This is a genomic window from Arenibaculum sp., from assembly GCF_035998295.1.
GTDB lineage: Bacteria > Pseudomonadota > Alphaproteobacteria > Azospirillales > Azospirillaceae > DASYHS01.
Genome location: NZ_DASYHS010000244.1, coordinates 1 through 11,492, shown reverse-complemented (window position 1 = coordinate 11,492; position 11,492 = coordinate 1). Strand labels below are relative to the sequence as shown.

General features: G+C 66.9%; 11 protein-coding genes. 5 read left to right on the top strand and 6 right to left on the bottom strand.

What is annotated here, in order from left to right:
• Positions 1 to 657 precede the first annotated feature (657 nt).
• The gene (locus VGO20_RS23175) at positions 658 to 1,614 is read left to right on the top strand and encodes an AAA family ATPase (RefSeq protein ID WP_327504765.1); all 957 of its coding nucleotides are present in this window, start codon (positions 658 to 660) and stop codon (positions 1,612 to 1,614) included.
• Positions 1,541 to 3,784, top strand: a complete 2,244-nt coding sequence (locus VGO20_RS23170; RefSeq protein ID WP_327504764.1) for a S8 family serine peptidase — start codon at positions 1,541 to 1,543, stop codon at positions 3,782 to 3,784. The genes VGO20_RS23175 and VGO20_RS23170 overlap by 74 nt, the downstream gene beginning before the upstream one ends.
• Before the next feature lie 254 nt (positions 3,785 to 4,038).
• Here the strand turns inward: VGO20_RS23170 and VGO20_RS23165 are convergent, their stop codons facing one another.
• From VGO20_RS23165 to VGO20_RS23155, 3 genes are all read right to left on the bottom strand, one after another.
• Complete coding sequence (locus tag VGO20_RS23165) at positions 4,039 to 4,320, bottom strand: hypothetical protein (protein ID WP_327504763.1); 282 nt, start codon at positions 4,318 to 4,320, stop codon at positions 4,039 to 4,041.
• Positions 4,321 to 4,443: 123 nt separating this feature from the next.
• Positions 4,444 to 4,677, bottom strand: a complete 234-nt coding sequence (locus VGO20_RS23160) for a DUF6471 domain-containing protein (protein ID WP_327504762.1) — start codon at positions 4,675 to 4,677, stop codon at positions 4,444 to 4,446.
• Positions 4,674 to 4,943: a DUF6471 domain-containing protein gene (locus VGO20_RS23155; RefSeq protein ID WP_327504761.1), complete on the bottom strand. Its 270-nt coding sequence runs from the start codon at positions 4,941 to 4,943 to the stop codon at positions 4,674 to 4,676. Before VGO20_RS23155 ends, VGO20_RS23160 begins: the two co-directional genes overlap by 4 nt.
• Positions 4,944 to 5,141: 198 nt before the next feature.
• Between VGO20_RS23155 and VGO20_RS23150 the strand changes: the two genes are divergently transcribed.
• Positions 5,142 to 5,573: a hypothetical protein gene (locus VGO20_RS23150; protein WP_327504760.1), complete on the top strand. Its 432-nt coding sequence runs from the start codon at positions 5,142 to 5,144 to the stop codon at positions 5,571 to 5,573.
• Positions 5,574 to 5,600: 27 nt separating this feature from the next.
• Here the strand turns inward: VGO20_RS23150 and VGO20_RS23145 are convergent, their stop codons facing one another.
• Positions 5,601 to 6,473: an alpha/beta fold hydrolase gene (locus VGO20_RS23145; RefSeq protein WP_327504759.1), complete on the bottom strand. Its 873-nt coding sequence runs from the start codon at positions 6,471 to 6,473 to the stop codon at positions 5,601 to 5,603.
• Between the two features lie 179 nt (positions 6,474 to 6,652).
• Between VGO20_RS23145 and VGO20_RS23140 the strand changes: the two genes are divergently transcribed.
• Positions 6,653 to 9,016 (top strand): ATP-binding protein, encoded by a 2,364-nt coding sequence (locus VGO20_RS23140; protein WP_327504758.1) that lies wholly within the window; start codon positions 6,653 to 6,655, stop codon positions 9,014 to 9,016.
• A gap of 31 nt (positions 9,017 to 9,047) precedes the next feature.
• Here VGO20_RS23140 and VGO20_RS23135 read toward each other — a convergent pair whose 3' ends face one another.
• The gene (locus VGO20_RS23135) at positions 9,048 to 9,902 is read right to left on the bottom strand and encodes an O-methyltransferase (RefSeq protein WP_327504757.1); all 855 of its coding nucleotides are present in this window, start codon (positions 9,900 to 9,902) and stop codon (positions 9,048 to 9,050) included.
• 173 nt (positions 9,903 to 10,075) lie between these two features.
• Here VGO20_RS23135 and VGO20_RS23130 point away from each other — a divergent pair, with 173 nt between their 5' ends.
• A complete protein-coding gene (locus VGO20_RS23130) occupies positions 10,076 to 10,393 on the top strand; it encodes a DUF1476 domain-containing protein (protein WP_327504756.1) in 318 nt (105 codons plus the stop codon).
• A gap of 36 nt (positions 10,394 to 10,429) precedes the next feature.
• Here the strand turns inward: VGO20_RS23130 and VGO20_RS23125 are convergent.
• On the bottom strand, positions 10,430 to 11,492 hold a 1,063-nt coding region (locus VGO20_RS23125), incomplete at its 5' end, for a patatin-like phospholipase family protein (RefSeq protein ID WP_327504755.1).

Here is an 11,492-nt window from a genome sequence, read left to right as displayed (position 1 = left end):
GGCCGCATTCGCGGCTCGGCGGCAGCACCCCGGACGAGGCCTACCAGGGCATCGAGACTGGGATCGGCTTGGCGGCATGACGGAGACCTGAACCAAGCTTATTCCAGCCGCCAAACTGTCCGGCCATCGGGGACCACCTCTGTGTTCGTCACCGCAACGTTATTGTCTGTAGGGTTCTCCTGCTTGACCAGAGAAAAAGCCAGTTGCTCAGATAGAGAACTATAAAGTCAGAGGCGGAAATTTTATGTCAATTGATGAGTTTTAAGATTGCTTTTGCCGCCTGGTTGTGACATAATCCATGTGTTCTTGGTTGCTAGATGACGCACTGATGTATGATAAAGAATAAGTCACCGTGGAGGACGAATTATGGCGAGGCGCGCGATTACATCATCTGATGTCATTCAGATGCCGAGGCGCGAAGAAGAAACGCCAGCTATGATTTTAGATCTGGTATCGGCCGGCCTCGACTCCGACTTTTCCTCCGTTCGCCGCCTCGGAGCTGCCCTTGTCTCTCGAGTGGCCGGCGACGACCCAGGGCGGTGGCAGCATCGACTCCACGCTGTCTTGCATGGCCGCGGCCCTGTGCGTTCGCGGCCGGCCGAGTTGCCGAGCGACTCGAAGAGCCGGACGGCGCTGCTGGAGGAGCAGCCTTGGCCCATGGAACCGCTGTTGATGGAGGAAGAGCACGACGTTGTGCTCTCCCGCTTTGTCGCAGAGGCCGGCGCCGCAGAGAGGCTAGCGGCGGCAGGCCTTGCGACTAGGCTCAACCTGATTCTGTCAGGACCGCCTGGCACGGGCAAGACTTTGACGGCTGGGCACATAGCTGCACGATTAAACCGCCCGTTCTACGTCGCGCGCCTGGATGCCCTGGTCTCATCCCTGCTCGGCGACACGGCCAAGAATGTCAGGATGCTACTCGACTATGTGCAAGCATCAGGGGGCGTCCTCCTGCTGGACGAGTTCGATGCCATTGCCAAGCAGCGCGACGATGCGCGGGATGTAGGGGAGCTAAAGCGCGTGGTGAACGCGCTGCTCCAAGCGCTCGACCGGCTCGACCATCGCTGCGTCATCATCGCGGCTACCAACCACCCGCAACTGCTCGACCCGGCCGTGTGGCGGCGCTTCCCTTACCGGCTGGACATGGGGCTTCCGGGCTCTGACCTGCGGCGGGATCTGTGGGGCTATTACCTTGACCTCGGGAAGTCGAGGGCGGCAGAAGCTCTTGCTCACATTTCCCAAGGGATGTCTTGCTCTGACATACGTGAGGTCGCGCTGGCGGCCCGCCGGACAACCGTCATCAGTGATCGGCCTATCCAACTTTCAGCTGTGGTGGAGGCGGTTGTTAGTTGTGCAAGCGGGAAGTTTATATTACCACGTATGGGTGATTTGCCGGCGGATCGGCTGCGTGATCTCCGAAAGAAGGTTGCGGAGCTACACAATCTGTCTCCAGGCGATGTTGGAGCCCTCTTCCAGATTACCAGGCAGGGGGCTGACAAGAGCCTGAAGGCGGGTAGGCAAATCGTCCAGAGCGAGGTGGGCGGTGCCGGACAATCCAGTTCTGCGGCTCAAGATGGTCGCAACCCGAGAGGGCGTCAAGGGGCGGGGAAAGAGTGAGGATGACATCTACCCGGAGTTCCGGGCTAGGCAGCGCGCTCTCTTCGATACCTTCGCTGAACTTCTGAGCGACAGATCTGAGCGCGTTCGTTGGTTCAGTGGGCGCACGCTGTTTTGGGTTAAGATGGCGGACAGCTCCCTGGCAACCTCTTGGACCCCGAAAGATTTGCTTAGCCGCGACTTGGGAATCGCCTTCGCCGCACCTTGGCACGGCGGCTACGCGGTTGAAGTGCCGCTCTCCTGCCGCACGGCGCTTCTGCAGCGAATCAAGAACCCCGGTTCCATTGCCCAAAGGGTGGACATCTCCCGCATTGCCGCCGTCGTTCCTTTGCAGGAGGCGGTCGCCGCGGAGGATCTCACACCCACATGGCGGGCCGCCGCCGCCGATGAGCGCGGACGCCGCCAGTTCGTCGCCTACCTAGCACCCTTCGTCAATCCAGAGGCACGCGGAGAAGTCGTTGACCGCTTGGGCACCTCCGGGCTGGCGCTGCTCATCTCCTCCGCTCCACAGGCGTCGCTCTTGACTTCGGAATCGGCTGAGGGCGCCATTGATTTTCCGGCCGTTGCGGGCGGCACTATCATTGCGGTCGGCGATGCGCGGGCGAGCCTGCTCGCGCGGGCTAAGGCAAGCATGCAGAAGGGCAACTATCCTCGGCTTGTTGCGGCGGTGGCAGAGAAGGCAGAACTTGTTCAACTGGTCGGCAGTGGAACGATCGTTAGATGGGATCCAATCGCGCCGCTGGTCGGCATCCCGCCTGGCGACGGCCCGGAACCCGAGCCAGATCCGGACAATCCGCTCCCCCCAACTGTTCCCACCGTGGGGGAGGTGGACGGAGGAATCACCGCGCGGCGCTATGGGCCTGACGTTGCCTGGCGCGCTCCCGCCTTTCTCCCTCGGCCGGCTCTCGACCACAATCACGCGAACTGCGTTGCTGGTGTCCTGCGGGAGGCCGAGGATTGGAACAATCACCTAGATATTACCAGCTACCCGGTCCGGCTCGGCGACGTGCCGGTGGTTCCGCGCAACGATTTCGTAGGCAGCTGGGATATGGCGGGCCTGATCGCTTATCTTGACCGCACGATCGCGGCAAATCGCGACACCAAGGTGTGGAACATCTCGGCGAACATGCCGGCAGGCTGCGACCGGATGCGGGTGAGTGAGTTCGGCCACCAGATGTCGCGTCTCGCTAGGAAACACAGCGTGCTTTTCGTGATCTCCTCAGGAAACCGCCCTGGGGAAGCTGAGGAGAGGATCGCCCCGCCGGCGGACGCTGAGGCAGCAATTACCGTGAGCGGCAGGCTCCACAATGGTGATGGACGGGTGGGGGAGCCTTGCCATATCTCGCGCGTGGGTCTCGGCCCCGAGGAGATGCTGAAGCCTGAACTGAGCTGGTTTTCGAGCCAGCGACTCCTTGGTGGTCGGCAAGGCATAGCTTCGAGCTTTGCTGCCCCTCTGGTGAGCCGGATTGCGGCGCATACCTGGGCTAATCTGAAGCAGCCGACACCGGACTTGGTGAAGGCGCTACTCATCAACGCGGCGGACCAGCAGGACTTCCACTACCGCACGGGTTATGGGAGTCCTATCTCGCCTGTGCGGCCGTGGCTTAGCGGCGACAATGCGGTGATCTTCTGCTGGCAGCAGTCGATCGTGGAGAAGCGAAACTATTATTGGTCTGGCATCCAGTTACCTCCATCCCTGACCCGTGGTGGCAAGTTTAAAGGCCGAGTGAAGCTAGTCGCTATCCTGGCTCCCGTGACCCATGCTTTGGGCACGAACTACGCCTCAACGCGAATCGAGGCCACCGTCCAGTACCGGACGAACAGCAACAAGTGGGAGCGGCTTGTCGGTTCGATGAGCCTGGAGACGCCCGAAGGCGTTGCGCGGACCGAGGACGCCAAATGGCAGCCGATCCGTGTCTACTCCCAGCACTTCCCACGCGGCAAAACCTTCGGTCAGAACGAACTGCGGCTCCGAGCTCGGTTATTCTGGCGGGACCGCTATCTCTATCCCGGCGGCACCGAGGCATGGCCCGTGACGGCGACCTTCGTTGTCATGCTCGAATCGTTCGACGCCGATCACAGGGTATATGACGAATTTGTCGCCGCCATGGGAACGCAGGTTGAAGCGGCCGTCATCGAGCCGGTCATCGAGACGGATGTCGAGGGGTAGTGTGTGTGTGAATTGCGGAGGAATATCAGCGTTAAATCCGCCTGATCCAGAGGCCCTGGCCGACGAACTCCCTCTCCTAAGCTACGCTCGCGGCAGGAACGTTTAAAAAATGCCGCAGCGTTAATCTGGTTTTACTCGCCTAAGCGTTAGTTCCTGGATGGTGTAAACATATACTAAGATATTTGACTGCCACGTGAAATTATCAGGGGGAGGGGCGGACTGTGGTCAAAGGTCCGCCCTTGACTGGTTTGTCCTCAGTCGACTTTCGCCTTATTTTTTCCAAAAACGGAATCGAGGACCGTTTTAACCTTCCTTTGGGCCTCTTTCTCTGCAGCATCAACATCGAGTGCTCCATGCTGCATTAGGCCTTTGACATTGAGATAGGCCTTGAAATTCTCAGGGCTGCAGCCGTGCTGCCGGAGCTGTGGCGTCATGATGGCAATGGCGACCTCCATACTTCCATACTCATCTGCCAACTGGTTCAGCTTACGGGTTTCCTGCGCCTCTCGGGCGATTCCATATGATTTACGTGCCAAGGGAGCCTCCCAGCTTGAAAGTGGAATGGGACTTCTGAGATGGGGAGACATGAACCCGCCGGCAAGTTCGGAGGACATGGGTTCCGGCGTGTACGCGGGGAGTGACCAAGCAGTCTAGAAACATCACCCCCCGATTCGCACCACCCTGCACCCCATCACCTCCAGGCACTGCAGCAGGAACGCGGCCGAGAATCCTCCGCGCGATACCTTGTTGCGCAGGTTCACGGCCGTTTCCTCGACCCCGATGGTGGCCAGCCGACGGGCGAGGTCGTCATAGCCGATGCCCCGGCGCGCCATCTCGGCGCGCAGCAGGCGCTTCACCTCGGCCTTCCACTCCGCGTCCGTCCATGCCGTCATCCGCCGGCCTCCCGTCCGGCGCTACGGCCCGCGTCGGGCGGCCGGTCCAGACGCAGTTCCCGGCACTCCAGCGCCGTCAGGCACTGGACCAGGAACACAGCCGTGAAGCGGCCCCGGCTCACCTTGTTGGCGATGTTCTCGGGCGTGTCGGACACGCCGATCGCCGCCAGCCTGTCGGCGAGCTGTCGGTAGGTGAGGTCGCGGCGCTTCATCTCCGCGCGCAGCACGGCCTTTGCCCGTTCCGTCCAGTCCGTCCCGCCCGTCATGCCGACCTCGTCGGAAACACATTGAATATCACCATATTCGATGCGGACGCATTGACAAACGGGCTTGCGCACTCTATTGTATTCGGTGCAAAAGTATTGAATTCGGTGATTCCGAAATCGGCGGGCGGCGGTCGTCCGCTCGAAACGGCGGTCCGCGCCGCCGACTCGGTGCGCGGAGTGAAGCGACAGGAGGAGCCCATGGCCGGCCCGCCCGACGATATCGACGCCTTCCTCGCCGAACGCAACGCCACCATCATGTCGGCGCTGGCGGCCCTGTCGCGGTCGCCTCTGCCGGCCCCTTCGGCCGTGCCGGCGCCTGCCGATCCCATCCTCGGCCTCTATCGCGACTGGCGCCACTGCAGCGAGACGATGGACGCGCTCGGCAGCCGGCGCGACGGGGACCGGGCGGCCGACCGCGCCTTCGAGCGGGTCTTCCACCGAAGCTGGGCCGTTGAATGCGCGCTGGTCGAGACCGGGGCGGTGACGTTCGCCGGCGTGATCGCCAAGCTGCGGGTGTTCGCGTGCCAGCGTTTCGCGGCGCCATGGAACAACGACCTCGACACCCTGCTCGTGCTCTCGGCCCTGCTCGACCTTGAAAAGCTTGCCGGGGCCCTGCCGCCGCGGGGGTGATCCAGGCGGGTCTGGTTCGCCGCCCGCCTATGGCGCCGGCCGGCGGCCCGGCCCGCTCGTGTGGGCGTGGATCTCCTCCACGATCAGGCCCCAGTCCCGTTCGTTGAGCTCGTGTCCGGCGTCGTCGAGCGACACCAGCCCAGCGCCGGGGACGGCCTCGGCCAGCCTGACGCCGTGGGCGAAGGACAGGATGGGATCGTGCCTGCCGTGGATGACCAGGAACGGCGCCCGGATGTCGCCGAGCCGCCCGCGATAGCGTTCGCCGCCCGTCAGCATGGCGTGGTTCATCGCGCTCTGCGGGTTGATCGCGCGGTCGTATTCCCGCTCCGCGCGGCTTCGGGCGCGTTCCGCGTCGAAGGTCGCCTGCCGTCCCGCCGAGATACGGAAGCTTTCGACGTGGAAGGCGACGGCCGCCTCGCGGTCCGACCAGTCCAGGCCGGCGATCCTGCCGAAATGCTCCAGCAGCCGCGGGTCCATCGGCGCCAAGTCGGGATCGTCCTCGTCGAGCCGCGCCGAGCTGATCGCCGTCACGCTCGCCACGCGGGACGGGTGCTTCAGGGCGACGATCTGCGCGATCATGGCGCCCAGGGACATGCCGACGAAATGGGCATGGGCCAGCCCATAGGCATCGAGGATGGCGACGGCGTCCTCGGCCATGTCGTCGATCGTGTAGCCCGGCTCTCCGGGAAGGCCCGTCGTCGACCGCCCGACGTCGCGATTGTCGTAGCGGATGACGAAGCGCCCTTTCCCGGCCAGGGCCCGGCAGAACTCGTCCGGCCACCACAGCATGGAGGCCGTGGCGCCCATGATCAGCAGGACGGGCGGCTGCCCGGGGTCGGCGAAGGCTTCCGTTGCGAGGTGGACCGGCCCATGGCGGACGACCCTTGCGATGCCTGACATGCGTTCAACTCCTGGCTCGGCTCTGCGACCGCCCTCCACATCCCATGATTCCCGGCCCCGGGAAAGGGCCGGGGACCGCCGTCCCGATGGACGCCGTCTATGCGCCCGGGTAGGTTGGGCGGCGGAACCAGCGGAGACGCCGGACCCGCTGCCGTTTCCGTCCGAAAGGGACGGCGCCGATGAGGCTGCCGAAAGAACCAGTGCCCAACCGCGCGTCCGCCCCATCCCTGAGGTCGCGGCTCCTGCTGCTCGTCGTGTCGCTGCTCGTCCCCTTCCTTCTGGGGATGGTCCTGATGCTGCACTCCACCTACCAGCGCGACCGCGACTACGTGGAACGGCACCTCGTCGAGACGTCGCGCGCACTTTCCCTCGGCGTCGACCGGCTGTTCGGCCAGGCCGAGACCGTCCTGTGGGCGCTCGCCACGAGCCCCCACCTCGAGAGCGGCGACTTCGCCGCCCTCGACGCGCAGGCGCGCAGGATATTGCGGACCTCGGACAGCTGGTTCGTACTCGCGGTTCCGGGGCGCCAGGTCGTGAACACCCACCTGCCGCCGGGCTCGCCGCTCCCGGAGATCAAGAACCACGATCACTGGCGCAACGCGAACCGGGAGCGGGTCACCGTCTCCAACCTGTTCACCGGGCTCGTCGCCCAGCAGCCGGCCGTCGCAAGCTCCCTTCTCGTGAAGACGGGCGGCCGCCTGCACTATCTCAGCGTGATCACCCTGGCCCGGTCCTTCGATCGCCTCCTGACGGAGCAGGACCTGCCGCCCAACTGGGTGCGCACCGTGCTCGACAGGAACGGCATCGTCGTGGCGCGCAACCGCGAGTCCGACCGCTTCGTCGGCGTTCCCGGCACGCCCGACGTCCGCCGCCGCATCCGCGAGGGCATGGACGACCGCGTCTTCCGCAGCACGTCCCTCAAGGGCGTGCGGTCCCTAGTCGCGCTCAGCCGGTCCTCCGCGTCGGGCTGGGCCTTCCTCGTCGCCATCCCGGAAAGCGACGTGATGTGGACGTCGCGTCTGTCGATCGTCCATTTCCTCGGGATCGGCGGCCTGATGCTGGTGCTCGGCTCGGTGCTCGCCGCCGTCGCCGCCCGGTCCATCGCCAAACCCGTCGAACGGCTGGCCCTCGACGCCGCCGCTCTCGGCCAGGGCTCGCCTCCCGCCTCCGGCGAGGCGGCAGCGGGCTTCCGCGAGACCGAGGTGGTGCGCGCGGCGATCGTCGATGCCGCCCGGGCGCTTGCGCAGAGGGAGGCGGAGCGGGACCGGGCCGCGTCCCAGCTTCGCCAGCTCAACGAGAGCCTGGAGGAGCGCGTGGCCGCGCGGACCGGGGAACTCGCCTCGGCCAACCGCCGCCTCCTCGACGAGATCGAGGAGCGGCGCCGGGCCGAGGCCCTCCTCGTGCAGGCGCAGCGGCTGGAGGCCGTCGGGCAGCTCACCGGCGGCTTGGCGCACGACTTCAACAACCTCCTTCAGGCGCTGGGAGGCTGCCTGTCGATGATCCGCCGGCGCACGGAGGAGCCGCAGGTCCGGCCCCTGCTGGAGGCCGGCCAGCAGGCCGTGGACCGCGGCGCCAAGCTGGTGCAGCAGCTTATGGCCTTCGCCCGGCGGGAGGGCCTGAGGCCGGAGCCGATCGACGTGCGCGACCGGGTGCTGGCGATGTCCCCCCTGCTGGAGCGCGTGGTCCGCGCCGACATCCGGATCGAGACCCGCTTCGCCCCCGGGCTGTGGCCGGTCTCGGTCGACCCGACCCAGTTCGAGCTGGCGCTGATCAACCTGGCCGTGAACGCCCGCGACGCCATGCCGGGTGCCGGGTCGTTGACCATCGACGCGGCCAACGTGACGCTCGCGGCCGGGCACCCGACGGGGCACGCGGCGGGGCTGGCGGCGGAGCTGGCGGGCGACTTCGTGCGGCTCTCGGTGTCGGACACCGGATGCGGCATGCCGCCCGACGTGCTGGCGAAGGCCTTCGATCCCTTCTTCACCACCAAGGAGATCGGCAAGGGCTCCGGCCTGGGCCTGGCCCAGGTCTACGGGCTGGCGCGCCAGGCGGGCGGCGTCGCCTGGATCGAGACGGAGGAGGGGCGGGGCACCACCGTGCATCTCCTGCTCGGGCGCTGCGAGGCCGCTCCGGCCCCCGTCGCCGAACCGCCGCCCCACGATGCCGCCGGTCCGCGCCGGAGCGGGCACGTGCTGGTCGTGGAGGACGATCCCATCGTCGCGATGATGGTCGGCACCGCGCTGGAGGACGCCGGTTTTACCGTCACCCGCGCGGCCACGGCGGACGAGGCGCTCGCCGTGCTGGCCGGGGAGACGGTGGACGTGCTGTTCAGCGACGTCGTGATGCCGGGCAGCATGAGCGGGGTCGACCTGGCGAGCGAGGCCCGGCGCCTCGCTCCCGGTCTGCCCATCGTGCTCGCCACCGGCTACAGCGAGGACGTCGCGCGCGTCACCGGGGTGAAGGTGATGTCCAAGCCCTACCGGATCGATGCCCTGGTCGCCCTGCTCGACTCTGCGCTGGCCGGCGGCGATCCGGGGCCGTGAGCCGGCGTGATGCCCGGCCGGCTCCGCCCGCTCACCCCGCGCGCGGCGCCAGGTCGGGGTCGGCGGCCACGGTCTGCAGGATGGTCTGGCGCAGCCAGGCCGGGAAATGGTCAGGCACCAGGAACTGCGCGCCCGCCGGCACGAAGGGCCGGTACCCCTGCGCGCCCTTCACCATGGCCCAGAAGCCCGAGAACGCGCTGACCGGCCCGCCGAAGAAGCGGTCGACCGCCAGCGTCACCCCGGGGTGGAAGTGCTGCCCGGTGCGCGGGTCCTCGACGTAGTTCTCCTCGATCGAGCGGGCGGCGTGGTCGAGGTCGCATTCATGCGCCTGGAGGTTCAGGTCGTCCCCGCACAGGATGCCGCCCTCGCGCAGCAGCCGGTCGCCCCCGGCGATGTCGTGCCCGACGTCGTCGAAATAGTGGCTGCCGTCGATGTAGACGAGGTCGAACGCCCCTTCCTGCAGCAGCGGCAGGATGTCGCGCGACCGGCCGCGGAAATGGTCGACCCGGACGTTCTTGGGCACGAAGCGCGTGTTGTGCACGAACAGGTCGTAGGCCAGCCCGGTCGAGGCGAGGTCGTCCATCGTCCCGTAGATGTCGCCCTTCGCGAGGTCGGCCCCGGTGAAATAGGGCTGCCAGACGTCGATGCAGGTCAGGCTGCCGCCGGCCGGGTGGAAGGCGCCCATCGCCTGCGCCCAGGTGAGCGCGCTGAACCCCGTCCACGAGCCGATCTCGATCATGCGCAGCGGCCCGCCGCCGCGCGCCGCCAGCGACGATACCGCCAGCGTCATGAACAGGTGGCGGATCGCCGAGCCCTGCATCCCGTGGGTAGTGCCGCCGAAGGTGGGTTCGTCCGGGAAGAGCTGACGCAGCAGGATCTGGGACACGGGGGGCGCGCTCCTTCGTCGGGGCGGCCTGCGCTGCCGCCTGTAGCATGGTGCTTGCAACATAGCGGTTGTCCAGCCCGGAATCGAGCGCCGCCGGGTCGCCCGTGGTCCGCGATCCTCCGCCCCGTCCCCGGTTGAGGACGGATGGGACGAACGGAAGGGAGGATGGGAGCGTGCCGACACGCGACGACGAACAGGGACAGGAACGGCGCCAGGCGCCGCGCGACGAGGTCGCGTTCAAGGCGCTCGCCCGCCGCAACAGGCTGACCGGCCTGTGGGCCGCCGCGGAGATGGGCCTGAGCGGGGAGGCCGCCGAGTCCTACGCGGCCGAGGTGGTCCTGGCCGATCTGGAAACGGCCGGCGACGACGACGTCATCGCGAAGCTGCGCCGGGACCTGGAGGCCGGCGGCCGGCCCTTCGGCGACGCCGACATCAAGGCCAAGCTCGCCGAGATGTACGCGGAAGCGCGCCGGCAGCTCCAGCTCCCGTGAGCGCCCGGGACGCGCCTTCGAGCCGGGGTCGAGGGGTCAGGGGCCGCCGGCGGGGCGGATGCCGTCCTCGAACACCGAGTTCACGTCGAAGGTCGACGAGACGCCGATGTGTTCGAAGTTGCTCTCCAGCCAGCTCTCCGTCGTGCGCCAGCCGATGTCGTGCAGGTGCTGGAGGAACGGCCAGCTCGCGTTCAGCTTGCTCGACGCCCGCAGGTCCTCGAGGTCGTCGGCGGCGTGGATGCGGTGCAGCAGCATGCACCGGTAGCGCTCGTGCTCCAGGTTCTCCGCCTCGATCAGCTGCCGGAGCAGGACGATCGCGCGCAGTTCCCCGGTCAGGCTGGCATTGAAGGTGATCTCGTTGAGGCGGTTCAGGATGTCCTGGGCGCTGGTCGGCGTGCCCGCGCGCCGGAACGGCGTGATCTGGACGAGGATCAGGTCGCGCGCCGGGCTTTCGTCCACCAGCGGGAACAGGGCCGGGTTGCCCATGTAGCCGCCGTCCCAGTACGGCACGCCGCCGATCTCGACCGCCTGGAACAGGAATGGCAGGCAGGCCGACGCCATCAGCACGTCGGCGCTCAGGTCGGGCTGCCGGAACACCTTGGCCCGCCCGGTCTCGACATTTGTCGCCGTCACGAACACCTTCACGAGGTCGCAGGCGTTCACGGCGTCGAAATCGACGGTGCTTGCGACGAGGTCGCGCAACGGGTTGTAGTTGAAGGGGTTGAGCTGGTACGGCGAGACCATGCGCGCCAGCAGGTCCATCATCACGTAGCCCGGCGAGTTGTCGAGGCTCCAGCGGCCCATCATGACGTCGAGCGGCGTCGGCTGCAGCGGGCTGAACCGCGAGGCGTCGCTGACCGCGCGCCAGAACCGCCCCAGCGCGTCCCGCGCCCCCTCGGTCCCGCCGCGCGCCAGCCCGTCCGCCAGCACGACCGCGTTCATCGCCCCGGCGCTGGTGCCGCTCAGCGCGTCGATCCGCAGCCGGTCGTCGGCCAGCAGCCGGTCGAGCACGCCCCAGGTGAAGGCGCCGTGCGCCCCGCCGCCCTGCAGCGCCAGCTCGATCGCCTTCTTCCCGTCCTCGCCCATGTCCCCCCGCTTC

Coding starts and splice junctions, on each gene's coding strand:
- VGO20_RS23175 (WP_327504765.1), top strand. CDS start 658: ATGGAACCGCTGTTGATGGAGGAAGAGCACGACGTTGTGCTCTCCCGC.
- VGO20_RS23160 (WP_327504762.1), bottom strand. CDS start 4,677: ATGACGGCATGGACGGACGCGGAGTGGAAGGCCGAGGTGAAGCGCCTG.
- VGO20_RS23155 (WP_327504761.1), bottom strand. CDS start 4,943: ATGACGGGCGGGACGGACTGGACGGAACGGGCAAAGGCCGTGCTGCGC.
- VGO20_RS23150 (WP_327504760.1), top strand. CDS start 5,142: ATGGCCGGCCCGCCCGACGATATCGACGCCTTCCTCGCCGAACGCAAC.
- VGO20_RS23145 (WP_327504759.1), bottom strand. CDS start 6,473: ATGTCAGGCATCGCAAGGGTCGTCCGCCATGGGCCGGTCCACCTCGCA.
- VGO20_RS23140 (WP_327504758.1), top strand. CDS start 6,653: ATGAGGCTGCCGAAAGAACCAGTGCCCAACCGCGCGTCCGCCCCATCC.